Consider the following 24,188-nt stretch of genomic DNA (forward strand, 5'->3'; position numbering starts at 1 on the left):
GCATGGAGAACGTACTGCGTCCGTTGATCGTGGTCGGCGGCTCGGTCGTGCTCACGCTGGCCGTGGGATGGCTGGCCGATGTGCTGCTACGCCGGGCCGACGACCGTCACCCCGACAACCCCCTGTGGGGCCTGCTGCGCCGCTGCAGGCTGCCGCTCCAACTCGTCATGTGCGCCACCTTGTTGCGCGGCTCCTTCGGGCAGGCCAAGATCGCCGAGGATCATTCGGCGGGCATCGGCCAGACCCTGACCCTCGTGCTCATCGGCTCGGTGGCCTGGCTCCTGGTCCGCATCGCGACCGCCATCGTCGAGGCCACCTACGCCCAGTACGCCAACGCCCACCGCGATCCGGCCCGCGTCCGCAGGGTGCGTACGCAGGTCACGCTCATCCAGCGGGTGGTCACCGCGATCGTCGGTGTGGTGGCCGTCGGTGCGATGCTGCTCACGTTCCCCGCCATGCAGGCGGCCGGGACGTCCCTGCTCGCGTCGGCCGGCGTCCTCGGCATCGTCGCGGGCGTCGCGGCCCAGTCCACCCTCGCCAATCTCTTCGCGGGGCTGCAGATCGCCTTCGGCGACATGGTGCGGATCGGCGACACGGTCGTCGTGGACGGCGAGTGGGGCACGATCGACGAGATCACGCTGACCTTCCTGGCCGTACGGACCTGGGACGAGCGCCGGATCACGATGCCGGTGTCGTACTTCGTGTCGAAGCCCTTCGAGAACTGGTCGCGCGGCGGCTCCCAGATGACCGGCACGGTCTTCTTCCAGCTGGACCACTCCGCGCCCATCACCGAGATGCGCGAGAAGCTCCAGGACATCCTGCGCGAGTGCGCGGCCTGGGACGGCAGGGACTGGGGCCTCGCGGTCACGGACACGACGCCGAACACGATCCAGGTCCGCGCCCTGGTCACCGCCAAGGACGCGGACGACATCTGGACGGTGCGGGTGACGGTGCGCGAGCATCTGGTCCGCTGGCTGACCGACCACCACGCGTACGCGCTGCCGCGGGTCAACACGGCCTGGGCCGAACCGCCGCCGGACGGCGACCGTCCGCATCCGCCGCCGCCGATCGTGCCGCGCACGGGCCGGGGCTGAGCCCGGCCTCGGGGCGGACCGCCTCAGGACCGCAGGCTGCGTACGTCGAGCTGGTGCAGGACCCGGTCGACGATCTCCGGATCGGCGCCGGGTTCGCTGCGCGCGGCGAGGATCTCGTGGCGGGCGGCCGACATCATGTCGCGCTGGATGCGCTGGACCGCCTTGAGCCGGTCGGCGCGCTTGGAGTACCGCTCGCGCCGCTCGTCGTCGACGATGTCGGGGCTGATCCTGGCCCCGATGTCGAAGGCCCCGCGCAGCAGCCGCTCGGAGAGGTCCTCCGGCAGCTCCTCGACCTCCTCGATCTCCTTGAGGCGGCGCTTGGCCGCCTTGGCCGCCCGGATGGCGAGGTCCCGCTCGACGGCCCGCTCGGCGTCGGTGTCCGCGCGCACCCCGAGCTTCTTCACCAGCCAGGGCAGGGTGAGCCCCTGGACGACGAGGGTGGCCATGATCACGCAGAAGGCGATGAAGATGATCTCGTCGCGGGCCGGGAAGGGGTCGCCGTTCTCCGTCTTGAGCGGAATGGCCAGGGCGAGGGCCACGGACGCCACACCGCGCATCCCGGACCACCACATGACGACGGTCTCGCGCCAGGTCGTCGGGATCTCCTCGTCGACGTCCCGCAGCTTGTGCAGCCGCTTGGCGAGCCAGGTCGCGGGCAGCAGCCACAACAGTCGTACGCCGACCACGACCGCGACGACCGCCGCGCCCCAGCCGAGCATCTGCATCTCACGGCCGCTCGCCGTGCCGAAGACGTTGTGCAGTTCGAGCCCGATGAGCCCGAAGGCGACACCGGTGACCAGGGTGTCGACGATCTGCCAGAACGTCTGCCCGGTGATCCGCCCGAGCACGTCGTCGGCGTCCGCGCTGTGCTCCGCCAGATAGAGCGCGGTGGTCAGTACGGCGAGCACGCCGGAGCCGAGCAGCTCCTCGGCCAGCACGTAGCTCACGAAGGGCACGAGCAGCGTCAGGCCGGTCTGCAGGGTGGCCTCGCCGAGCAGCCCCATGAGCTTGTTGGTGACCCAGCCGAGCGCGAACCCCACGGCGACGGCGACCACTCCGGAGAGCACCAGCTGCCCCACAGCGGACGGCCACGAGAACGTCCCGCTGATCGCCGCCGCGATCGCCACGTGGTAGAGCACGATCGCCGTGACGTCGTTGAAGAGCCCCTCGCCCTCCAGGATCGACACGAGGCGCCGCGGCAGCCCGAGCGACCCGGCGACGGCCGTCGCGGCGACCGGGTCGGGCGGCGCCACGAGCGCGCCCAGCGCCACGGCGGCGGCGATCGGAAGGCCCGGGACGACCGAGTTGGCGATGGCGGCGACCGCCGCGGTGGTCACGAAGACCAGGGCCACGGCGAGCAGGAAGATGGGGCGTCTGTTGGCCGTGAACTGCCGCCAGGAGGTGCGCTGGACGGCCGCGTACAGCAAGGGCGGAAGCACCAGCGGGAGGATGTAGTCCGGCGGGATCTCGATGTTCGGCACCCAGCTGACGAAGGCGAGTGCGATCCCGGCCAGCGTCATGAGGACGGGCGCGGGCAGTCCGAGCCGCTCCCCGAGCGGCACCGTCACCACGGCCCCGAGCAACAGAATGAGCAGCAGCGCCAGCTGGTCCACGGTGCGCCCTCCGGCGGTTTCGAGGCGGTTCGAAGGAGTTCGGGTCGAAGGTGTCCGAGACTCGGACGATCAAGACCTCAACCCTGCCACGCGTTCCCCCCGAACCGGCTCAATGCCGGTGGCGCCGCTAGCCCAGCGCCTTGCGCATCGCGCGGTGCGGGATGCCCGCGTCCGGGAACTCGGGGCCGTACGCCTCGTACCCCAGACGTTCGTAGAACCCGAGGGCATGCGTCTGCGCGTGCAGGTCCACGGCGGTGAGGCCACGCGCGCGTGCCGCGTCCTCTATCGCCCGCACCAGGGCGGCTCCCACACCGAGGCCGCGCGCGGCCTTGGCCACCGCGAGCCGGCCGAGCGCGCCCACCTCGGCGTCGCCGCCGTTCTTGTCCGCGGCCGCCTCGCCGGTGAGCAGCCGGCCCGTGCCCAGCGGAAGACCGTCGTCGCGGACCGCGATGACGTGCACCGCGTCGGCGTCGTACGCGTCGTACTCGAGGTCCTCGGGGACCTGCTGCTCCACGACGAAGACTTCCTTGCGGACCGCGAAGCAGGCCTCCAGGTCGTCGGGCTCCACCGCGACCCGGCAGGTGACCTCGGCGCTCATGAGCTCTCCGCCCGCACCCGGTCCAGCGCCTGCTGGAGGTCGTCGGGGTAGGTGCTCTCGAACTCCACCCACTGGCCGTCCCCGGGGTGCTCGAAGCCGAGTCGCACGGCGTGCAGCCACTGGCGCGTGAGACCGAGGCGCTTGCCGAGGGTCGGGTCCGCGCCGTACGTCAGGTCGCCCACGCACGGGTGGCGGTGGGCCGCCATGTGCACGCGGATCTGGTGCGTGCGGCCCGTCTCCAGCTTGATGTCGAGCAGCGAGGCCGCCCGGAACGCCTCGATGAGGTCGTAGTGCGTGACGGAGGGCTTTCCCTCGGCCGTGACCGCCCACTTGTAGTCGTGGTTCGGGTGGCGGCCGATGGGGGCGTCGATCGTGCCGCTCATCGGGTCGGGGTGGCCCTGCACCAGCGCGTTGTAACGCTTGTCGACCGTGCGCTCCTTGAACTGCCGCTTCAGGGAGGTGTACGCGCGCTCCGACTTGGCGACCACCATCAGCCCGGAGGTGCCCACATCGAGGCGGTGCACGATGCCCTGGCGCTCGGCGGCACCGGAGGTCGAGATGCGATACCCGGCGGCCGCGAGGCCGCCGATCACCGTGGTGCCACTCCAGCCGGGGCTCGGGTGCGCGGCCACGCCCACCGGCTTGACGATCACGAGGATGTCGTCGTCGTCATGGATGATCTCCATGCCCTCGACGGGCTCGGCGACGATCTGCACCGGAGCGGGCGCCTGCGGCATCTCCACCTCCAGCCAGGCGCCGCCGTGCACACGCTCGGACTTGCCGACCACGCTGCCGTCGACCATCACCTTGCCTGCCGCCGCCAGCTCGGCGGCCTTCGTGCGGGAAAAACCGAACATGCGGGAGATGGCGGCGTCGACGCGCTCGCCCTCCAGGCCGTCCGGCACGGGCAGGGTACGGATCTCGGGAATCGTGCTCACCCATTGAGTATGCAGGAGCGCACTGACACTCCCGCACCGCAGGACCCCGCAGGGCCTCGCGGGACGCGGGACCTCAGTCCTTGTGGACGGTCCCGTCCGGGTCCAGGCCGCGGAAGGACAGGATCACGATCAGGAAGCCGCCGCACACGATCGCCGAGTCCGCGAGGTTGAACACCGCGAAGCCCTTCGGCGCGATGAAGTCGACCACCGCTCCCTCGAACACTCCGGGGGCACGGAAGATCCGGTCGGTGAGGTTCCCTAGGGCGCCGCCGAGCAGCATGCCGAGCGCGATCGCCCACGGCAGGCTGTAGAGCTTGCGGGCCAGCCGGGCGATCACCACGATCACCGCGGCCGCGATGAAGGTGAAGATCACGGTGAACGCCTCGCCCATGCCGAAGGCCGCGCCCGCGTTCCGGATGGCGTTGAACTGCAGCAGGTCCCCGATGACCTCGATCGGCTCGTGGTGCTCGAGCTTGGCGACGACGATCATCTTGCTGACGAGGTCCAGGGCATACGCGAGCGCGGCCACCGCGAACAGGGCCAGGAGCTTGCGCTTGCCCTTGGGCCGCTGCTCGTCCGGCGACACCTGCTCGTCCTGCCCCGCCGCGTCGCCGGAGCCCGAGGCGGAGTGCTCCGGCTCGGCCCCAGCCGCCTCAGGGTTGTCCGGCGTACCGATGATGCGCTCCGCCTCTGCCACGTGAGTCCCTCGACCTAGGTACCTGACTGGGGACGAGGGTACGGCACACACGTACGGCACCAGGTGGTCAGGCCGTGTTCAGTAGCGCCGTTCCTGCTTCTGCTTGCAGTCCATGCACAGGGTCGCCCGGGGGAAGGCCTGCATCCGCGCCTTGCCGACGGGATTGCCGCAGTTCTCGCAGATGCCGTACGTCCCTGCGTCGAGCCGCTCCAGGGCGCGCTCGGTCTGTTCGAGCATCTCGCGCGCGTTGGCGGCCAGCGACATCTCGTGTTCCCGGGTGATGTTCTTCGTGCCGGTGTCCGCGTCGTCGTCGCCGGCGCCGTCCCCGGAGTCGCGCATCAGGCCGGCCAGGGCGTCCTCGGAGGACGTGATCTCGCTGCCGAGCCGCAGCGCCTCGCTCTGGAGCTCCGCGCGGGCCTCCTCGACCTCCTCCGGGGTCCAGGGGTCCTCGCCGGGGCGGACCGCGAGCTCACCGGGCTCCGCCGCCGCGACACGCGCCTTGGGCACCGCCGTCGGCTTCTTGGCCGCCGTCGCCGTGCCCGGAGTCTTCTTCGTGACCACTGTCGTGGCTCCCGTCGTCTCCGCGGCCTGAGCCGCACCCTCGGCCGCTGTCGCAGCCGTCTTCTTGGCCGTGCTCTTCTTGGCAGCCGCCTTCTTGGCGACTGTCTTCTTGGCCGCGGGGGCCTTCTTGGCCGCAGGAGCCTTCTTCGCGGCGGGGGCTTCGTGGGTCGCGTCGTCCGCGGCCCCGGCCTCCGTCTTCTTGCCGATGTCGGCGACCTTGGCGACCGCCTTCTTGGCGACAGCCTTCTTGACGGCTGCCTTCTTCGCCACGGCCTTCTTGGCGGCCGTCTTCTTGGCCGCGGTCTTCTTCGCAGCCGTCTTCTTCGCAGCCGTCTTCTTCGCAGCCGTCTTCTTGGTGGCCGCGCCCGTGGATCTGCCTGACGCCGAATGCTGTACGGCGGTCTTCTTCGCCACCATGGCCGCGGCCCCTTCACATTTTGTGATCTTGCACGCGCGATCGTGCTGGGACGATAAATCGACTCAGGGTCCGCGGCAACGGGGCACGCCGCTCGATACGCCCGCCCCACGGGTGCCGCGCGGCGAGCATGCATGCGTTGTGCCCAGCTCCCAGCCCGGTAATCCGCCCGCCATGACGGGCCGGGAGACGGGCGCCGCGCATGTCGCCATTCGGGTCAGCCCCGGCGGCCTCGACGGCTCCGGGCCCGAGCCCGTATCCAGGCCCCAAACGGGCATAAACTGGTGCCTGACCAGAGAAGGTGCGTCATGCGCAAGACAGCCGACTGCCGAGAATTCCCGAGCGAGACCAACTGCACCCTCGCCATCTCCGGCGAGGAGGAGGAAGTGGTCCGCGCCGCCAGCGAGCACGCCGTGTCGGTCCACGGTCACACCGACAGCGCGGAGCTGCGGAAGATGGTCCGCGACTCCCTTCGTGACGAGGTCCCCCAGCACGCCTGAGGCCCCCGCCCGCCGCCCCGAAAACCGGTCGGCCCCGCCCGCCCCGGCCCCGTACACTGGGCACAGCGAGAAGCGTGGATGGGGACGAGTAGCGGCGTACGCGGCCATGAGCGACCCGGGGACGGTGTGAGCCCGGGGGCAGGCACGACGCGAAGATCACCCCGGAGCCGCCGGAAGAAAGCCGCAGCCCAGGCAGCGGCCGGTAGACCCGGCATCGCGACCCCAATGAGGGGGCTTTCCCGCGCGCCACACGCGCGCGGAGGGCCAAGGAGGGTGGTACCGCGGGAGCGCGACAAGCGGCTCTCGTCCCTCCGACGGAACGGAATCGTCCGCCGGAGGAAGCGCGTTGAACACGCAGCCGTTGCATACGCAGCCGCAGTACCGCCAGGTGCCCGCCCAGGTCGACCTGCCCGCCCTTGAGCACGCCGTGCTCGACTTCTGGCGCGAGCAGAAGATCTTCGCCAAGAGCCTGGAGCAGTCCGAGGGCCGCCCCGAGTGGGTGTTCTACGAAGGTCCGCCCACCGCCAACGGCATGCCGGGCGCCCACCACATCGAGGCCCGCGTCTTCAAGGACGTCTTCCCGCGCTTTCGCACCATGCGGGGCTATCACGTCGCCCGCAAGGCCGGCTGGGACTGCCACGGCCTGCCGGTCGAGCTCGCGGTCGAGAAGGAGCTCGGGTTCAACGGCAAGAAGGACATCGAGGCGTACGGCATCGCCGAGTTCAACGCCAAGTGCCGTGAGTCCGTGACCCGGCACACCGACGCCTTCACCGACCTCACGAACCGCATGGGTTACTGGGTCGACCTCGACGACGCGTACCGCACCATGAACCCGGAGTACGTCGACTCCGTCTGGTGGTCCCTGAAGGAGATCTTCAACAAGGACCTCCTGGTCCAGGACCACCGCGTCGCCCCCTGGTGCCCGCGCTGCGGCACGGGCCTGTCCGACCACGAGCTGGCGCAGGGTTACGAGACGGTCGTCGACCCCTCCGTCTTCGTCCGCTTCCCGCTCACCGGCGGCCCGCTGGCCGGCGAGGCGGCCCTCCTGGTGTGGACGACCACTCCCTGGACCCTCGTCTCCAACACCGCGGTCGCCGCGCACCCCGACGTCACGTACGTCGTCGCGACGAACGGTGAGGAGAAGCTCGTCGTCGCCGAGCCGCTCGTCGAGAAGGCCCTCGGCGAGGGCTGGGAGACCACGGGGCAGACCTTCACCGGCGCCGAGATGGAGCGCTGGACCTATCAGCGTCCCTTCGAGCTGGTGGAGTTCCCGGCCCCCGCGCACTACGTGGTCAACGCCGACTACGTCACCACCGAGGACGGCACCGGTCTGGTCCACCAGTCCCCCGCCTTCGGTGAGGACGACCTCAAGGTGTGCCGCGCTTACGGCCTCCCGGTCGTGAACCCGGTGCGTCCCGACGGCACCTTCGAGGAGGACCTCCCGCTGGTAGGCGGTGTCTTCTTCAAGAAGGCCGACGAAAAGCTCACCGAGGACCTCCAGGACCGCGGCCTGCTCTTCCAGCACATCCCGTACGAGCACAGCTACCCGCACTGCTGGCGCTGCCACACGGCGCTCCTCTACTACGCGCAGCCGTCCTGGTACATCCGCACGACGGCCATCAAGGACCGCCTCCTCCAGGAGAACGAGAAGACCAACTGGTTCCCCGACTCGGTCAAGAACGGCCGCTTCGGCGACTGGCTCACCAACAACGTCGACTGGGCGCTGTCCCGCAACCGCTACTGGGGCACCCCGCTGCCCATCTGGCGTTGCGAGGCAGGCCACTTGACGTGCGTCGGCTCGCGCGCCGAGCTCTCCGACCTGACGGGCACCGATCAGTCGGAGCTCGACCCGCACCGCCCGTACATCGACGCGGTCACCTTCCCCTGCCCGACCTGCCAGGAGACCGCCACCCGCGTCCCCGAGGTCATCGACGCCTGGTACGACTCCGGTTCGATGCCGTTCGCGCAGTGGGGATACCCCCACAAGAACAAGGAGCTCTTCGAGAGCCGCTACCCCGCGCAGTTCATCTCGGAGGCCATCGACCAGACCCGCGGCTGGTTCTACACGCTGATGGCCGTCGGCACCCTGGTCTTCGACAAGTCGAGTTACGAGAACGTCGTCTGCCTCGGCCACATCCTCGCCGAGGACGGCCGCAAGATGTCCAAGCACCTGGGCAACACCCTGGAGCCGATCCAGCTGATGGACCAGCACGGCGCCGACGCGGTGCGCTGGTTCATGGCGGCCGGCGGTTCCCCGTGGGCGGCACGCCGCGTGGGCCACGGCACCATCCAGGAGGTCGTCCGCAAGACGCTCCTCACGTACTGGAACACGGTCGCCTTCCAGGCCCTGTACGCCCGCACGTCGAAGTGGGCCCCCAGCGACGCCGACCCGGCGCCCGCCGACCGCCCGCTCCTCGACCGCTGGCTGCTCAGCGAGCTGCACGCGCTCACCGACCAGGTCACGCAGTCTTTGGAGGGCTACGACACCCAGCGCGCCGGCAAGCTCCTGTCCACGTTCGTCGACAACCTCTCGAACTGGTACGTACGCCGTTCCCGCCGCCGCTTCTGGCAGGGCGACAAGGCGGCCCTGCGCACCCTGCACGAGGTCCTGGAGACGGTCACGCGTCTCATGGCCCCGCTGACGCCGTTCATCGCGGAGCGCGTCTGGCAGGACTTGGTGGTGCCGGTCACCCCGGACGCCCCGGAGTCGGTCCACCTGACATCCTGGCCCGAGCCCGACCTGTCGGCGATCGACCCGGACCTCTCGAAGCAGATGGTCCTCGTACGTCGCCTGGTGGAGCTGGGCCGCGCCACGCGCGCGGAGTCCGGCGTCAAGACCCGCCAGCCGCTGTCGCGCGCGCTGATCGCCGCCACGGGCTTCGAGACACTCAACCCGGAGCTGCACGCGCAGATCACGGAGGAGCTCAATGTCTCCTCGCTCGCGTCGCTCTCCGAGGTCGGCGGCTCACTGGTCGACACGACCGCGAAGGCCAACTTCCGCGCGCTGGGCAAGCGGTTCGGCAAGGGCGTCCAGGCGGTCGCCAAGGCCGTCGCCGACGCCGACGCGGCCGCCCTGTCCCTGGCCCTGCGCGAGGGCACGGCCTCGGTCGAGGTCGACGGCGAGAAGGTGACGCTGGCCCCGGACGAGGTCATCATCACGGAGACCCCCCGCGAGGGCTGGTCGGTGGCCTCCGACTCCGGCGCCACGGTCGCCCTCGACCTGGAGATCACTGAGGAGCTGCGCCGGGCAGGCCTTGCCCGTGACGCGATCCGCCTGATCCAGGAGGCCCGCAAGAACAGCGGCCTGGACGTCGCGGACCGGATCGCCCTGCGCTGGACCTCCACGGACCCGGCCGTGATCACGGCCCTGTCCGACCACGCCGGCCTCATCGCGGACGAGGTCCTCGCCACGGACTTCTCCCAGGGCGAGGCCGACGACGCGTACGGCGAGACGTTCACGGACGAATCCCTGGCGCTCACGTTCCGCCTCCGCAAGGCGTAGCCGCCCAGAAACCCGAAGGCCCGATCCCGCCAAGATCTTGGCGGGACCGGGCCTTCGGCTTTGCGTGCTCACGCACAAAGGTGTGCTCACGCACAAAAGGGCGAGGCCCCCAGAAGAACTGGGGGCCTCGCCCTGAACGCTGCCGACGCCTAAGGCGTGGAAACGGCCGTCAGTTGTCGTCCTCGTCGATGAGGAAGCCACGCATCGGCGACGGGGCCTGCTGCATGGGCTGCGGGGCCTGCGGCCGCACCGGCGCCATCGGCTGGGTCATCGCCGGCGACATCTGCTGCTGGCCGCCGTAGGACGGACCGGCGTTCTGCTGGTTGCCCATGGACTGCTGACCGCCGTACGACGGGGCGCCCGCGCCGGCCGGTGCCATGGAAGGCGCCGGGGACGGCGGAAGGGAAGCCGTCGCCGGGGTCCGCGGCGGGGCCAGCGAGTCGTCGGCCTGGGTCTCCAGCTGACGGAGCTGCGACTCCAGGTAGGACTTCAGACGCGTGCGGTACTCGCGCTCGAAGCCACGCAGGTCCTCGACCTTGCGCTCCAGCGTCGCGCGGGCGGACTCCAGGGAGCCCATCGCGACGCGGTGCTTCTCCTGCGCGTCCCGCTCCAGGGCGTCGGCCTTGGCACGGGCGTCACGCTCGAGGCCCTCGGCGCGCGAGCGGGCCTCGCCGACGATCTTGTTGGCCTCGGAACGGGCCTCCGCGATCGCCTGGTCAGCGGTCTGCTGGGCAAGCGAGAGCACACGCGCGGCGCTGTCGCCGCCGGGGCCCTGACCGGGCTGGGGCATCTGCGGACCGTGGCCGCCCATGGGACCACCCATGGGGCCGCCCATCGGACCGCCCTGGCCCATCGGGCCGGGACCCTGCGGACCGCCCTGCGGGCCGTGGCCACTGGGGCCTGCGGGCAGCTGCGGCGCACCACCGGGCAGCTGCGGCGGGCCGCCCATCTGCTGGTGCTGCGGGTGCTGCTGCTGCGGCGGCACCGGCTGCGGACCCGATATTGCGGCGGGCACCGGGGCGCCCGGACCGCGCTGGTCCTGCGGTTCCGGAGGCTTGCGCATACCGCCCTGTTGCTGGTTCTGCGCGGCGGCGCGGGTGGCAGCGGCCAGTTTGGCGCGCAAGTCCTCGTTCTCGCGGAGCAAGCGAGTCAGTTCGGCTTCGACCTCATCGAGGAAGGCATCGACCTCGTCCTCGTCATAGCCTTCTCGGAGGCGGACGGTCGTGAACTGCTTGTTCCGCACGTCCTCGGGGGTCAACGGCATCTCTTCACCTCAACGTAGTCGTCGGCATTCGGCAAGACCGTATCGTTCACACAGACACCGACCTGACGACGGTGATCAGGATGTAGACGATGATCATCAGTACGAAGAAGGACAGGTCGAGCGCCACGCCCCCGAGACGCAGCGGCGGAATGAACCGCCGCAGAAGCTTGAGCGGTGGATCAGTGACAGTGTAGGTGGCCTCCAAAATGACCACCATCGCCTTGCCGGGTTGCCATGAGCGGGCGAACTGGAAGACGTAGTCCATGACCAACCGGAAGATCAGCACGATGAGGAAGCACATCAGCGCGATGTAAAGCACCTGCCAGACCACGCTCATGTTCGCGGTTCCCTCTCCCCTGTTACTCGTGCTGCGTTTGCCGGTTCTGCGTTACTGCTTCACTTACGTCTCAGCTCTGGTTGAAGAACCCGCCCTCTGCGATGCGAGCCTTGTCCTCCGCCGTTACATCGACGTTAGCAGGCGACAACAGGAACACCTTCTGCGTCACTCGTTCAATGCTGCCATGGAGGCCGAAGACCAGACCGGCGGCAAAGTCGACAAGTCGCTTCGCATCCGTGTCGTCCATCTCGGTCAGATTCATGATCACCGGGGTGCCCTCGCGGAAGTGTTCCCCGATGGTACGGGCCTCGTTGTACGTCCGCGGGTGCAGCGTGGTGATGCGGTAGGGCTCCCGCTCGGACACGACCTTGGGCATGATCACCGGTGCGTTCTTCTCCAGGCTCTGGCGTTCAGGTGTGATGGATGCCACGGGGGCGATTCGTGCCGGACGTCCGGATTCCGCGGCTAGCGAAGCGGAATGGGCGACCGGCTCACGCTGTGCGGGGGGCTGTACCACTCGTACCGATTCGTCCCGATCGGACACATGTGCCTGACGGGACTGGTGCGACTGGTGTGGCGGTTCATGCCGCCTGCGGTCCCGCTCGGGCTCCGGCTCGGGTTCGAACTCGTCGTCGGGGTCGAACCCCGGACCGTCGTACCCATCGTCCTCCACGAGGCCGAGGTAGACCGCCATCTTGCGCATCGCGCCGGCCATGCTCTGAGTCCTCCGCTCTGTGGTGGATCGGCTGTCGTCACCAACTGCCCGCGATCCACGAGGTCTCCCCGCCCAACAGCGAGAATGACCATATTTTCTGCTGTGGTCCGACTTCTTGGCGACGTTACCCGAGCCCGGGTCGGACTCCGAGTACCGCCGTACCGACGCGCACATGTGTCGCTCCGGCCGCCACGGCCTGTTCGAGGTCCGCACTCATCCCTGCCGACACCATGTTCGCAGCCGGATGAGCCGCGCGCATGAGGGTTGAGAATTCCATCAGCCGCTCGAACGCCGCCTGTTGCCGCCCCGCGTAAGGACCGGTGAGCGGTGCCACGGTCATCAGACCGTCGAGACGCAGCCCCGGAGCCCCTGCCACGAGTCCGGCCAACTCCTCGATGCCACCGGGGCCCACACCCCCGCGCTCGCCCCGCCCGTTCTCCTCGGCGTCGAGGGCGACCTGGATCAGACAGCCGAGCTCCCGCTCCGCGCGCACGGCGCCGGCCGACAGTGCCGTGACGAGCTTGGGGCGGTCCACGGACTGGACCACATCGGCATAACTGACCACGGAACGGACCTTGTTGGTCTGCAACTGACCGACAAAGTGCCAAGCCAGGGGAAGGTCCGAGCAGTCGGCGGCCTTGGGGGCCGCGTCCTGGTCACGGTTCTCGGCGACATGGCGCACCCCGAGCTCCGAGAGGATCCGCACATCGCTCGCGGGATAGGTCTTGGTGACCACGATCAGGGTCACCTCTTCTCGCTTGCGCCCGGCCGCCGCGCACGCCGCGGCGATGCGCTCCTCGACCTGCGCCAGATTTGCGGCGAGTTGAGACTTACGGTCCGTCATGCCCTATCAGTCCAGCCAGACATAGCCCGCCAGACGACCGGTGGTCCGGTCGCGGCGGTACGAGAAGTGGTCACCGGATTCCCGGGTGCACACCGGCGACTGCTCGCGGTCGTGCACCCCGAGCCGCTCCAGCTGGGCGTGCACCCCCGCGGTCACGTCGACCGCCGGCGTACCCCAGCTCGTCTCGGCGTACGCCGCGGGCTCGATCGCGGCGGCGTCCGCGCGCATGGCCTCCGGAACCTCGTAGCAGCGGCCGCAGACGGCGGGCCCGGTGCGGGCGACGACGCGGGCCGGGTCGGCGCCCAGCTTCACCATCGCCTCGACGGCGGCGGGTACGACCCCCGCCAGCATGCCGGGCCGCCCCGCGTGAGCCGCCGCCGCGACCTTGGCGACCGGGTCGGCGAGCAGGACGGGCGTGCAGTCCGCGGTCAGGACCGCCAGGGCGAGGCCACGGCGTGCGGTCACCACGGCGTCGACCGCCGGGATCTCCGTCTCGGCGGCCCAGGGTCCGTCGACCACGGCGACGTCGGGGCCGTGGACCTGGTTCATCCAGACGACCCGCTCGGGTGTGATGCCGAGCGACGTGGCGGCCAGCGCACGGTTCGTGCGCACGGCCTCGGGGTCGTCGCCGACCGCGCCGCCGAGGTTGAGCTCTTCGTACGGAACGGCGCTCACCCCGCCCCACCTGTCGGTGAAGGCGAAGTGCGCGCCGCTCACAGTGCTGTGCTGGCTTATCACTTCAGGAAGTCCGGCACGTCCAGCTCTTCGGCCTGGCTGTCCGAGTACGGACGGGCCGGCGGAACCTGCGGCGGGGCCACGGGCGCGGACGGGGTCTCGTTGACCGGAGTCACCTCGACCGGCTCCGGGGCCGGCTTCTCCTCGTGCGACGTGACGCTGCCGAGGCCGCCGTACGGCGAACGGGACTCGGCGGGGCGGCTCGTGGCCGACGGCTGCTCGTCACGCTGCTTGGACGGCGAGGCGGAGCCGAGGACGGTGTCGCGCTTGGACGGCGGCTGACCGCCGTCGAAGCCCGCCGCGATGACGGTGACCCTGACCTCGTCGCCCAGGGCGTCGTCGATGACGGCGCCGAAGATGATGTTGGCCTCGGGGTGGGCCGCCTCGCTGACCAGTTGGGCCGCTTCGTTGATCTCGAAGAGCCCGAGGTCGGAGCCGCCGGAGATGGAGAGCAGGACGCCCCGCGCTCCGTCGATGGACGCCTCGAGGAGCGGCGAGGAGATCGCCATCTCCGCGGCGGCCACCGCGCGGTCGTCGCCGCGCGCCGAGCCGATGCCCATGAGAGCCGAACCGGCCTCGGACATGACCGACTTGACGTCGGCGAAGTCGAGGTTGATCAGACCCGGGGTCGTGATGAGGTCGGTGATGCCCTGGACACCGGAGAGCAGGACCTGGTCCGCCGACTTGAAGGCGTCCAGAACGCTGACCTGGCGGTCCGAGATGGACAGGAGCCGGTCGTTGGGGATGACGATGAGGGTGTCGACCTCTTCGCGCAGCTCCGCGATCCCGTCCTCGGCCTGGTTGGCGCGACGACGGCCCTCGAAGGTGAACGGCCGGGTCACGACGCCGATGGTCAGGGCGCCCAGGGAGCGGGCGATGTTGGCGACGACAGGTGCGCCGCCCGTGCCGGTGCCACCGCCTTCGCCGGCGGTGACGAAGACCATGTCGGCCCCCTTGAGGACCTCCTCGATCTCCTCGCGGTGGTCCTCCGCCGCCTTGCGGCCGACTGCCGGGTTGGCTCCGGCGCCGAGGCCGCGGGTGAGTTCACGGCCGACGTCGAGCTTGACGTCGGCGTCGCTCATCAACAGGGCTTGCGCGTCGGTGTTGATGGCGATGAACTCGACGCCCTTGAGACCGACCTCGATCATCCGGTTGATGGCATTGACACCACCGCCGCCGACACCGATGACTTTGATGACTGCGAGGTAGTTCTGCGGTGCTGCCACGTCGAAGGCCTCTCGCCTCGAGTTACGTGTCGCCGCCTCGCGGTCAAGCGCCGCGACGACTGATGCCGAATGGGACGGTCCGAACGCCGACCCGAACCCTAACGTTGAAGTTTAGGGTTACCAGTGTGTCTGTTCCTTGGACTCTCCGAACAGGACACTAAGTCGACAAGTGGCGCACGTTCAACGAACACGCCGAACCTCCCGTTTTTCTTTTCACCCTATGTGATCAGCCGTAGCGCTGCCGAACCAGGGTGCTGGCCTGCGACGATATGCGTCAACTCGCCGACGATGCAGGGGCGGTGGGGACACTCACATCGAAGTGCCGTGCCTTGGGGGCGGCTTTCATCAGGGCGGTGAGTGTGCTTGCCTTCGTAGAACCCCTCTCGCTGCTGCCCCACGCTACGGTGCGTCCGCCGTTCAACTCCAGCGAGATCGAGTCGTACGAACGGACCTTGACGGCCCGTGTATCGCGCGCCACGGCGGCGGGCAGCGCGCCCGCGACCTGTACCGCCTCGCGCCGCAGTCGATGAGAGTCGAAACGGCGCAGACTCGCCGCCGCGTTCTCCTGATCCGGCCTCAATTCCAGGAGCGGAACGCCCTTCTGCGCGTGTCCGACCGTGGCGAATCGCACTCCCTTCGCGTCCACTTCGACGAACTTTCCGCCCTTTTCGATAAGGAGAACCGGCTTGCGTTCGGTCACATTCAGACCGATTCCGTGCGGCCAGGAACGGACGACGTCGACCGAGTCGATACGCGGCAGTTTCTTGCGCAGCCGGTCCTCAAGAGCGCCGGTGTCGACCGAAATCAGGGGCGCACCGATCGGGGCCGCGGCTGCTTCGCGCACCGCTTCGGGTGTCAGAATCCGCGTCCCGGAAGTCGTCACACGCTCCACGCGCAGCCACGGTGAGCCGTAGAGCAGCCAGACTCCGCCCGCGCCGAGCAGGACGAGCGCGATCAGCGAGAGGATCAAGTTGCGCGCCCGCGGCTTGAGTGCGCGGCGGCGCGGGGGGCGGGGCGGGCCGGAGGCGAGCTTCTGCCGTTCGGCGGTGGTCGGTCCGGCCACGGTCCCTGCCTTCTGTGTGCCTTTTAGTGCCGTCTCACGCGTTGCGGCGTGAGGCGATCGCCTCGTACACCATGCCGACGAGGAGGTCATCGGCATCCCTGCGGCCGAACTCCGATGCGGCGCGGGACATCTCGTACAGCCGGTGCGGATCGGCGAGCACCGGGAGTACGTTCCCCTGCACCCACTCGGGCGTCAGTTCGGCGTCGTCCACGAGGAGTCCACCGCCCGCCTTGACCACCGGCTGGGCGTTCAGCCGCTGTTCGCCGTTGCCGATGGGCAGCGGTACGTAGGCGGCCGGAAGCCCGACGGCGGAGAGTTCGGCGACGGTCATCGCGCCCGCACGGCAGAGCATCATGTCCGCCGCGGCGTACGCGAGGTCCATCCGGTCCACGTACGGTACCGGGATGTAGGGCGGCATACCGGGCATGTTCTCGACGTACGGCATTTCGTTCTTCGGGCCGACCGCGTGCAGGATCTGGATCCCGGCGCGCTGGAGGACCGGAGCCACCTGCTGGACGACTTCGTTGAGCCGCCGTGCGCCCTGTGAACCGCCGGAGACGAGCAGCGTCGGCAGGTTGGGGTCGAGGCCGAAGGCGGCACGCGCCTCCGGGCGGACCCGGGCCCGGTCGAGCGTGGCGATGGTGTGGCGCAGCGGGATGCCGATGTAGCGGGAGTTGCGCAGCTTGCTGTCGGGCGTGGCGACGGCCACCCCGGCGGCATACCGCGAACCGATCTTGTTGGCGAGGCCGGGGCGCGCGTTGGCCTCGTGCACGACGATCGGCGTCCCGGTCCGCTTGGCGGCGAGGTAGCCCGGCAGCGCGACATAGCCGCCGAAGCCGACCACGCAGTCCGCCTTCGTCCGCTCCAGGATCTGCTCGGCCGCCTTGATCGTGCCGCGCAGCCGCCCCGGGACGGTGATCAGCTCAGGGGTGGGCTTGCGCGGCAGCGGTACGGCCGGGATCAGCGCGAGTTCGTAGCCCCGCTCGGGTACCAGCCGCGTTTCGAGTCCGCGCTCCGTGCCCAGGGCCGTGATGCCCACGGTCGGGTCCTGCCTCCGCAGGGCGTCCGCGAGGGCGAGCGCGGGCTCGATGTGGCCGGCGGTCCCCCCACCGGCGAGTACGACATGCACCGAAATTCACCGCTCTCCGGACGAACGCGCCTTGACGCGCCGTCTCATCGTGTTCCATCTCACCCGAGGTTGCCGCATGGCCAGGGCCGCCTTTGCCGCCGGTTCCTCCCGCGCGAAGGCGATGAGGAGTCCGATGGCGAACATGGTCGGCAGCAGGGCCGAACCCCCGTAGGAGAACAGCGGGAGCGGGACACCGGCGATCGGCAGCAGACCGAGCACCGCACCGACGTTGATCACGGCCTGCGCCGTGATCCAGGTGGTCACGCCTCCCGCGGCATACCTCACGAAGGGGTCCTCCGTGCGTCCGGCCACGCGGATACCCGCATAGCCTAGAGCCGCGAACAGGGCGAGCACCGACAGTGTCCCCGCAAGGCCGAGTTCCTCCCCGGTGATGGCGAAGATGAAGTCGGTGTGCGGTTCCGGCAGTTGACCCCATTTTTCCACACTCGCACCGAGGCCGGAACCGAAGAATCCGCCGGAGGCCAGGGCGTAGATCCCGTGCACGGCCTGCCAGCACTGGTCGCCGGGGCCGGGGTCCGTGGCGCCGATGCAGGCGAGCCGCGCCATGCGGTTGGGGCTGGTCTTGATGAGGATCACGCCGAGCAGGGCCGCGATCGAGAGCACCCCCGCGAAGAGCCGCGTGGGCGCCCCCGCGAGCCAGAGCAGGCCGAAAAGGATCGCCGTGAGAATGATCGCCGTGCCCATGTCGCCGCCCAGCATGATCAGGCCGAGCAGCATGAAGGCGACCGGGACGAGCGGCACCAGCATGTGCTTCCACTGGGTGAGCAGGCGCTTGTCGTGTTTGCGGGCCAGCAGGTCGGCGCCCCACAGGACGAGGGCGAGCTTGGCGAACTCACTGGGCTGGAGCTGGAACGGGCCGCCCAGATAGATCCAGTTCTGGTTGCCGTTGACGCTGCGCCCTATCCCCGGGATCTGCACGAGCACCATCAGGAAGACGGTCACCGCGAGGATGGGATAGGCGAGCGCCCGGTGCAGCTTGATGGGCATCCGCATGGCCACGAGCAGCAGGATCGAGCCCAGTACGGCCGCGACGAACTGCTTGCGGAAGAAGTACGCGGCGGGCAGGTCCAGCTGCAGCGCCTGGATCATCGACGCGGAGTAGACCATCACCAGGCCGAGCACGGTGATCAGCAGGCTGCTGCCGAAGATGAGGTAGTACGCGGTCAGCGGCCGGTCCCAGGCCCGCTTGGCGCGGGTGTAGGACCGCCGTACCGGGTTCTCCCGCGGGGGGCGGGGTGCGCCCGCGGAACGGATCGGTGCGGGCCTCTTGGCGAGGCGCGTGGGCGCGCGCCCGCTACTGCCGGCCATCAGTGCCCCCGACCGGCCACCACGACGCTGCCACGTGCCCTCCTAAGGGTGCCGGGCGCCCCCGGACCACCGGGGTCCGCGTCAGGCGCTCGCGCCGAGTTCGCGGACCGCGTCCGCGAACGCGTCACCACGCTTGTTGTAGTTGGTGAACATGTCCATCGACGCACAGGCCGGAGCCATCAGTACGGTGTCCCCCGGCTCGGCGAGCCGTGCCGCCTGCCGTACCGCCTCGGACATCGCCCCAGTGTCGGTCCGGTCGAGGTCGACCACCGGGACCTCGGGGGCGTGTCGCGCCAGGGCTTCGCGGATCAGCGCGCGGTCGGCGCCGATCAGGACAACACCCCGCAGCCGCTTGGCCGACTTGGTGACAAGCTCGTCGAAGGTGGCGCCCTTGGCGAGCCCGCCCGCGATCCAGACGATCGATTCGTACGCGGCCAACGAGGCTTCCGCGGCGTGGGTGTTGGTGGCCTTGGAGTCGTCGACGTACGCCACTTCGGCCACGTCGGCGACGTGTTCGATGCGGTGGGCGTCGGGACGGAAGGCGCGCAGACCGTCGCGTACGGCCGTCGCCGGGACGCCGTAGGCGCGTGCGAGAGCCGCCGCGGCCAGGGCGTTGGCAATGTTGTGCGGCGCGGGCGGCTGCACGTCGGAGATCTCGGCGAGCTCCTGCGCCTGCTTCTGGCGGTCCGGCACGAAGGCACGGTCGACCAGAATGCCGTCCACGACGCCCAGTTGCGAGGGCGCGGGCGCGTTCAGCGTGAAACCGATGGCGCGGCAGCCCTCTTCGACGTCGGCCTCGCGGACGAGGTCCTCCGTCGCCTTGTCGGCGACGTTGTAGACGCAGGCGACCTGATTGCCCTCGTAGATCCGGCCCTTGTCGGCGGCGTACGCCTCCATGGAGCCGTGCCAGTCCAGGTGGTCGGGCGCGAGGTTCAGGACGGTCGCGGAGTGGGCGCGCAGCGAGGGCGCCCAGTGCAGCTGGTACGAGGACAGCTCGACGGCGAGTACGTCGTACGGCTCGTCGCCGGTGACGACGTCGAGGAGTGAGACCCCGATGTTGCCGACGGCGGCGGTGCGCAGACCGGCTGCCTCCAGGATCGAGGCGAGCATGCGCACGGTCGTGGTCTTGCCGTTCGTGCCGGTGACCGCGAGCCAGGGGGCGGCATCCGGGCCGCGCAGGCGCCAGGCCAGTTCGACGTCGCCCCACACCTCGACGCCGGCGGCGGCTGCTGCCGCGAAGAGCGGCTTGTCCGGCTGCCAGCCGGGTGTGGTGACGACGAGTTCGGTGCCTTCGGGCAGGGTGGCCCCGTCGCCGAGGCGGACGCTGATGCCCTCCGACCTCAGCTCCTCGGCCTGCGTACGGGAGCGCTCGTCGTCGCCGTCGTTGACGACCGTGACGGCCGCGCCCAGGCCGTGCAGCACGCGGGCCGCCGGGATACCGGAGACGCCGAGCCCGGCGACGGTGACGTTCTTCCCCTGCCAGCTGGTCACTTCTTGGCTGCCCATCCTGCGTAGAAGAGGCCGAGTCCGACGATCACGCACATGCCCTGGATGATCCAGAAGCGGACCACCACAAGGACTTCGGACCACCCCTTGAGTTCGAAGTGGTGCTGCAGTGGCGCCATGCGGAAGACGCGCTTGCCAGTCATGCGGAAGGAGCCGACCTGGATGACGACCGACATCGTGATCAGGACGAAGAGGCCGCCGAGCAGGGCGAGGAGCATCTCGGTGCGCGAGCAGATCGCGAGTCCGGCGAGCGCGCCACCGAGGGCGAGCGAGCCGGTGTCACCCATGAAGATCTTGGCGGGCGAGGTGTTCCACCACAGGAAGCCGAAGCAGGCGCCCATCAGCGCGGAGGCCACCACCGCGAGGTCGAGTGGGTCTCTGACCTCGAAACACGCCTGTGGGTTGGTCAGCGTGACCGCGTTGGCGCAGGACTCCTGGTACTGCCAGACACCGATGAAGGTGTACGCGCCGAAGACCATCACCGATGCGCCGGTGGCGAGGCCGTCGAGGCCGTCGGTGAGGTTCACGCCGTTCGACATCGCGAGGATCATGAACAGCGCCCAGACCACGAAGAGCACCGGGCCGATCGACCAGCCGAAGTCCGTGACGAACGACAGCTTGGTGGAGGCCGGGGTCTGGTTGCGGTTGTCGGGCCAGTTCAGCGCGAGCACGGCGAAGCCGATGCCGACGATCAGCTGTCCGGCCATCTTCGCCTTGGCGCGCAGACCGAGCGAGCGCTGCTTGACGATCTTGATGTAGTCGTCGAGGAAGCCGACGAGGCCCATGCCCGCCATCAGGAAGAGCACGAGGAGGCCGGAGAGCGTGGTCTCCGTGCCCGTGATGATCTTCGTGAGGAAGTACGCGATGAGCGTGGCGAGGATGAAGGCGATGCCACCCATGGTCGGCGTACCGCGCTTGCTGTGGTGCTCGCGCGGGCCGTCGTCCCGGATGAACTGCCCATAGCCCTTGCGGGCAAGGAACTTGATAAGGAGCGGGGTTCCGACCAGGGTCAGGAAGAGCCCGATCACACCCGCGAAGAGGATCTGCCTCATCGGCCGGCGACCTGCCCCTCGGACGACGCGGAGTCATCGAGCAGCGCCGTGGCGACCCGCTCGAGACCGACCGATCTGGAAGCCTTCACCAGCACGACGTCTCCCGGGCGCAGCTCGCTGCGCAGCAGGTCGATCGCCGCCTGTGCGTCGGACACGTGCACCGACTCCTCACCCCACGAACCCTCGTTGTATGCGCCCAGTTGGAGCCAGGACGCTTCCCTGCCCCCGACTGCCACGAGCTTGCTCACGTTCAGCCGGACAGCGAGCCGTCCGACCGCGTCGTGTTCGGCGAGCCCCTCGTCACCGAGCTCGGCCATGTGACCGAGCACCGCCCACGTACGACGTCCCTTGGCCATGGCCGCGAGCGCGCGCAGGGCGGCTCGCATGGACTCGGGGTTCGCGTTGTAGGCGTCGTTGACGACCGTCACGCCGTCCGGGCGCTCGGTGACCTCCATCCGCCAGCGGGACAGCGTGCCCGCCTCGGAGAGCGCGCGGGCGATCTCGTCTGCGGACATGCCCAGCTCATGGGCGACGGCGGCCGCGGCAAGCGCGTTCGACACGTGGTGCTCACCGTACAGCCGCAAGGTCACGTCGCTGCACCCGGAGGGTGTGTGCAGCGTAAAGGCAGGCTGTCCGACGTCTGTGAGCCGGACATTCTCGGCACGTACGTCGGCGTCGGCGGCCTCTCCGAAGAGCAGGACGCGCGCCTTCGTGCGCGAAGCCATGGCGCGGACGAGGGGGTCGTCGGCGTTGAGGACGGCGGTGCCGTCGGCGGGCAGGCTCTCGACGAGTTCACCCTTCGCCACTGCGATCTGCTCGCGTCCGCCGAACTCGCCGATGTGGGCGGTGCCGACGTTGAGCACGAGGCCGATCCTCGGCGGGGTGAGGCCGGTGAGGTAGCGGATGTGGCCGATGCCGCGCGCGCCCATCTCCAGGACGAGGAACCGCGTCTCGTCGGTGGCGCTGAGGGCGGTGAGCGGCAGGCCGATCTCGTTGTTGAGCGAGCCGGGCGTGAAGACCGTGGGCGCCTTGCTCCGCAGGACCTGGGCGAGCAGGTCCTTGGAGCTCGTCTTGCCGACGGAGCCGGTGAGCGCCACGAGCGTCGCGCCGAGCCGCTCCACGACGTGCCGCGCGAGGGCGCCGAGCGCCGCCTGTACGTCGTCGACGACGATGGCGGGCACGCCGACGGGGCGCGAGGCGAGGACCGCGGCGGCGCCCGCCTCGACCACGGCGGACGCATAGTCGTGGCCGTCGACGCGCTCGCCGGCGAAGGCGACGAAGAGGCTGCCTGGCTCCACTTCACGGGAGTCCCTGACGACCGGTCCGGTGACCTGGACGGACGGATCCGGTATGTCGTGCGTCTGCCCGCCGACGACAGTGGCGATCTCGGCGAGGGAGAGGGCGATCACAGATTCATCCCTGGGTTTGCTGGATTGCTTCGCGAAGTACCTGGCGGTCGTCGAAGGGACGCACCACCCCGGCGATGTCCTGTCCCTGCTCGTGGCCCTTGCCCGCGACGAGCACCGTGTCGCCCGGCTCGGCACGGGCGACGGCCGCGCGGATGGCGGCTGCCCGGTCCTCGAAGACGGCGACGTCGCCGCGTTCGTGGGACGGCACGTCGGCGGCGCCCGCGAGCATCGTGGCGAGGATCGCGAGGGGGTCCTCGCCACGGGGGTTGTCGGAGGTCAGTACGGCGGTGTCGGAGAGCCGGGCCGCCGCGGCGCCCATCGGCATCCGCTTGGTCTTGTCCCGGTCGCCGCCGCAGCCGAGGACGATGTGCAGCTTGTTCTCGGTGACCTTGCGCAGGGCGCGCAGGACCGATTCGACAGCGTCCGTCTTGTGGGCGTAGTCGACGACCGCGAGGTAGGGCTGGCCCTCGTCGATGCGCTCCAGGCGGCCGGGGACGCCGGGGACCGCCGCGACGCCGTCGGCGGCCTGCTGCGGGTCGATACCGGCTACGGCGAGCGAGACGATCGCCGCGAGCGTGTTGGCGACGTTGAAAGGACCGGCCAGCGGGGACTTCGCGGTGATCCGCTCCCCCTGGGGGCCGACCGCGACGAACGTGGAGTCGAAGAGCCGGACGTCGACGTCCTCCGCGCGCCAGTCGGCGTCGGGGTGGCCCTCGGCGGAGAAGGTGGTGACCGGGACCTCGGACTCGGTGATGAGCCGGCGCCCGTACTCGTCGTCGAAGTTCACCACTCCGACCTTGGAGCGCTGTTTGCTGAACAGCTGCGCCTTGGCCTGGAAGTAGTCCTCCATGTCGGAGTGGAACTCCATGTGCTCCGGGCTGAGGTTGTTGAAGACGGCGACGTCGAAGACGCAGCCGTCCACCCGGCCGAGCACGAGGGCGTGGGACGAGACCTCCATGGCGACGGCCTCGACGCCGCGCTCGCGCATCACCGCGAACAGCGCCTGCAGGTCGGTCGCTTCAGGGGTCGTGCGTTCGGACTTGATCCGCTCCTCGCCGATGCGCATCTCGACCGTGCCGATGAGGCCGGTCGACTTGATGCCCTTGAGGCCGCCCTCGACGAGGTACGCCGTGGTGGTCTTGCCGGACGTACCGGTGATGCCGATCTGCAGCAGATCGCGGCCCGGATGGCCGTACACCGTGGCCGCGAGCTCCCCCATGGAGCCGCGCGGGTCGTCGACGACCAGGACCGGCAGGCCCGTGACGGCCGCGCGTTCGGCGCCCGTCGGATCTGTGAGGATCGCGGCGGCGCCGAGGTCGGCGGCCTGGGCGACGAAGTCGGCGCCGTGCAGCCGGGCGCCGGGCAGGGCGGCGTAGATGTCGCCGGGGCGGACCGCGCGGGAGTCGTGCGTGATGCCGCTGACCTCCCCCGTGCCCGGGGCGGCGACGCCCAGCTGATCGGCGATCCTGGCGAGCGGCGTCGCGGAGACCTGGACCGGCCGCGGCGGTCCCGGATATGTCACGGGAACGCCCTTCTGGGTGGTTTGGGACTGATCAGCGTGTGGCACGGCGGTGAGCGTACCGGGCGCACCGGGCTCAGAGCCAAGCGGGCGGTGTGGCGAGGGCTGGTTCCCCGGCCCCGTAGTGATCGTTGTCACGGGA

General features: G+C 69.8%; 21 protein-coding genes. 3 read left to right on the forward strand and 18 right to left on the reverse strand.

Annotation, left to right across the window (positions count from 1 at the left end):
* The first annotated feature begins 2 nt into the window (after positions 1-2).
* On the forward strand, positions 3-1,094 hold the full coding sequence (locus ACIBCK_RS01655; RefSeq protein WP_399386089.1) for a mechanosensitive ion channel family protein: 1,092 nt from the start codon (positions 3-5) through the stop codon (positions 1,092-1,094).
* A 23-nt stretch (positions 1,095-1,117) separates the two neighbouring features.
* On the opposite strand, the gene ACIBCK_RS01660 is transcribed toward ACIBCK_RS01655, so the two are convergent.
* The 5 genes from ACIBCK_RS01660 to ACIBCK_RS01680 form a co-directional block, all read right to left on the reverse strand.
* Positions 1,118-2,707, reverse strand: a complete 1,590-nt coding sequence (locus ACIBCK_RS01660; RefSeq protein WP_399386090.1) for a Na+/H+ antiporter — start codon at positions 2,705-2,707, stop codon at positions 1,118-1,120.
* Positions 2,708-2,834: 127 nt separating this feature from the next.
* Positions 2,835-3,305: a GNAT family N-acetyltransferase gene (locus tag ACIBCK_RS01665; protein ID WP_399386091.1), complete on the reverse strand. Its 471-nt coding sequence runs from the start codon at positions 3,303-3,305 to the stop codon at positions 2,835-2,837.
* Positions 3,302-4,243, reverse strand: a complete 942-nt coding sequence (locus tag ACIBCK_RS01670; protein ID WP_367040950.1) for an RluA family pseudouridine synthase — start codon at positions 4,241-4,243, stop codon at positions 3,302-3,304. Before ACIBCK_RS01670 ends, ACIBCK_RS01665 begins: the two co-directional genes overlap by 4 nt.
* 73 nt (positions 4,244-4,316) lie before the next feature.
* Entirely contained in the window at positions 4,317-4,940 is a 624-nt protein-coding gene (gene lspA, locus ACIBCK_RS01675; protein ID WP_399386092.1) for a signal peptidase II, read from the reverse strand.
* A gap of 78 nt (positions 4,941-5,018) precedes the next feature.
* Positions 5,019-5,918, reverse strand: coding sequence for a TraR/DksA family transcriptional regulator (locus ACIBCK_RS01680; protein ID WP_399386093.1), 900 nt, complete (start codon positions 5,916-5,918; stop codon positions 5,019-5,021).
* A gap of 306 nt (positions 5,919-6,224) precedes the next feature.
* Between ACIBCK_RS01680 and ACIBCK_RS01685 the strand changes: the two genes are divergently transcribed.
* Together ACIBCK_RS01685 and ileS are read left to right on the forward strand one after the other, a co-directional pair.
* On the forward strand, positions 6,225-6,416 hold the full coding sequence (locus ACIBCK_RS01685) for a DUF1059 domain-containing protein (RefSeq protein WP_367040956.1): 192 nt from the start codon (positions 6,225-6,227) through the stop codon (positions 6,414-6,416).
* Between the two features lie 361 nt (positions 6,417-6,777).
* Entirely contained in the window at positions 6,778-9,918 is a 3,141-nt protein-coding gene (ileS, locus tag ACIBCK_RS01690) for an isoleucine--tRNA ligase (RefSeq protein ID WP_399387182.1), read from the forward strand.
* A 169-nt stretch (positions 9,919-10,087) separates the two neighbouring features.
* Here the strand turns inward: ileS and ACIBCK_RS01695 are convergent, their stop codons facing one another.
* The 13 genes from ACIBCK_RS01695 to ACIBCK_RS01755 all read right to left on the reverse strand — a co-directional run bounded on the left by ACIBCK_RS01695 (position 10,088) and on the right by ACIBCK_RS01755 (position 24,184).
* Positions 10,088-11,182: a DivIVA domain-containing protein gene (locus ACIBCK_RS01695; RefSeq protein WP_399386094.1), complete on the reverse strand. Its 1,095-nt coding sequence runs from the start codon at positions 11,180-11,182 to the stop codon at positions 10,088-10,090.
* A gap of 46 nt (positions 11,183-11,228) precedes the next feature.
* Positions 11,229-11,519, reverse strand: a complete 291-nt coding sequence (locus ACIBCK_RS01700; RefSeq protein ID WP_160504525.1) for a YggT family protein — start codon at positions 11,517-11,519, stop codon at positions 11,229-11,231.
* Between the two features lie 70 nt (positions 11,520-11,589).
* Positions 11,590-12,234: a cell division protein SepF gene (locus ACIBCK_RS01705; protein WP_367040961.1), complete on the reverse strand. Its 645-nt coding sequence runs from the start codon at positions 12,232-12,234 to the stop codon at positions 11,590-11,592.
* A 124-nt stretch (positions 12,235-12,358) separates the two neighbouring features.
* Entirely contained in the window at positions 12,359-13,078 is a 720-nt protein-coding gene (locus ACIBCK_RS01710; protein ID WP_399386095.1) for a YggS family pyridoxal phosphate-dependent enzyme, read from the reverse strand.
* 6 nt (positions 13,079-13,084) lie between these two features.
* Complete coding sequence (gene pgeF, locus ACIBCK_RS01715) at positions 13,085-13,816, reverse strand: peptidoglycan editing factor PgeF (protein ID WP_399386096.1); 732 nt, start codon at positions 13,814-13,816, stop codon at positions 13,085-13,087.
* Positions 13,813-15,039, reverse strand: coding sequence for a cell division protein FtsZ (ftsZ, locus tag ACIBCK_RS01720; RefSeq protein WP_399386097.1), 1,227 nt, complete (start codon positions 15,037-15,039; stop codon positions 13,813-13,815). The genes pgeF and ftsZ overlap by 4 nt, the downstream gene beginning before the upstream one ends.
* A gap of 274 nt (positions 15,040-15,313) precedes the next feature.
* Positions 15,314-16,102 (reverse strand): cell division protein FtsQ/DivIB, encoded by a 789-nt coding sequence (locus ACIBCK_RS01725; protein WP_399386098.1) that lies wholly within the window; start codon positions 16,100-16,102, stop codon positions 15,314-15,316.
* Between the two features lie 34 nt (positions 16,103-16,136).
* Positions 16,137-17,231: an undecaprenyldiphospho-muramoylpentapeptide beta-N-acetylglucosaminyltransferase gene (murG, locus tag ACIBCK_RS01730; protein WP_399386099.1), complete on the reverse strand. Its 1,095-nt coding sequence runs from the start codon at positions 17,229-17,231 to the stop codon at positions 16,137-16,139.
* A 6-nt stretch (positions 17,232-17,237) separates the two neighbouring features.
* Entirely contained in the window at positions 17,238-18,560 is a 1,323-nt protein-coding gene (ftsW, locus tag ACIBCK_RS01735) for a putative lipid II flippase FtsW (RefSeq protein WP_399386100.1), read from the reverse strand.
* A gap of 81 nt (positions 18,561-18,641) precedes the next feature.
* The gene (gene murD / locus ACIBCK_RS01740) at positions 18,642-20,066 is read right to left on the reverse strand and encodes a UDP-N-acetylmuramoyl-L-alanine--D-glutamate ligase (protein ID WP_399386101.1); all 1,425 of its coding nucleotides are present in this window, start codon (positions 20,064-20,066) and stop codon (positions 18,642-18,644) included.
* Positions 20,048-21,118 carry a phospho-N-acetylmuramoyl-pentapeptide-transferase gene (mraY, locus tag ACIBCK_RS01745; RefSeq protein WP_160504534.1) on the reverse strand — a complete coding sequence of 357 codons (1,071 nt, stop codon included), beginning with the start codon at positions 21,116-21,118 and terminating at the stop codon, positions 20,048-20,050. Before mraY ends, murD begins: the two co-directional genes overlap by 19 nt.
* On the reverse strand, positions 21,115-22,527 hold the full coding sequence (gene murF, locus ACIBCK_RS01750; RefSeq protein ID WP_399386102.1) for a UDP-N-acetylmuramoyl-tripeptide--D-alanyl-D-alanine ligase: 1,413 nt from the start codon (positions 22,525-22,527) through the stop codon (positions 21,115-21,117). The genes mraY and murF overlap by 4 nt, the downstream gene beginning before the upstream one ends.
* A 4-nt stretch (positions 22,528-22,531) precedes the next feature.
* Positions 22,532-24,184 carry a UDP-N-acetylmuramoyl-L-alanyl-D-glutamate--2,6-diaminopimelate ligase gene (locus tag ACIBCK_RS01755; protein WP_399386103.1) on the reverse strand — a complete coding sequence of 551 codons (1,653 nt, stop codon included), beginning with the start codon at positions 24,182-24,184 and terminating at the stop codon, positions 22,532-22,534.
* Positions 24,185-24,188 lie beyond the last annotated feature (4 nt).

Origin of the sequence: Streptomyces sp. NPDC051218, assembly GCF_044455475.1 — a bacterium.
Lineage (GTDB): Bacteria > Actinomycetota > Actinomycetes > Streptomycetales > Streptomycetaceae > Streptomyces.

Bases quoted from the DNA above. Each gene is read 5' to 3' on its own strand.
- ACIBCK_RS01710 (WP_399386095.1), bottom strand. From the start codon at position 13,078: ATGACGGACCGTAAGTCTCAACTCGCCGCAAATCTGGCGCAGGTCGAG.
- murD (WP_399386101.1), bottom strand. From the start codon at position 20,066: ATGGGCAGCCAAGAAGTGACCAGCTGGCAGGGGAAGAACGTCACCGTC.
- ACIBCK_RS01680 (WP_399386093.1), bottom strand. From the start codon at position 5,918: ATGGTGGCGAAGAAGACCGCCGTACAGCATTCGGCGTCAGGCAGATCC.
- ACIBCK_RS01700 (WP_160504525.1), bottom strand. From the start codon at position 11,519: ATGAGCGTGGTCTGGCAGGTGCTTTACATCGCGCTGATGTGCTTCCTC.
- ACIBCK_RS01695 (WP_399386094.1), bottom strand. From the start codon at position 11,182: ATGCCGTTGACCCCCGAGGACGTGCGGAACAAGCAGTTCACGACCGTC.
- ACIBCK_RS01705 (WP_367040961.1), bottom strand. From the start codon at position 12,234: ATGGCCGGCGCGATGCGCAAGATGGCGGTCTACCTCGGCCTCGTGGAG.
- ACIBCK_RS01685 (WP_367040956.1), top strand. From the start codon at position 6,225: ATGCGCAAGACAGCCGACTGCCGAGAATTCCCGAGCGAGACCAACTGC.
- ACIBCK_RS01655 (WP_399386089.1), top strand. From the start codon at position 3: ATGGAGAACGTACTGCGTCCGTTGATCGTGGTCGGCGGCTCGGTCGTG.
- mraY (WP_160504534.1), bottom strand. From the start codon at position 21,118: ATGAGGCAGATCCTCTTCGCGGGTGTGATCGGGCTCTTCCTGACCCTG.
- ftsW (WP_399386100.1), bottom strand. From the start codon at position 18,560: ATGGCCGGCAGTAGCGGGCGCGCGCCCACGCGCCTCGCCAAGAGGCCC.
- ACIBCK_RS01665 (WP_399386091.1), bottom strand. From the start codon at position 3,305: ATGAGCGCCGAGGTCACCTGCCGGGTCGCGGTGGAGCCCGACGACCTG.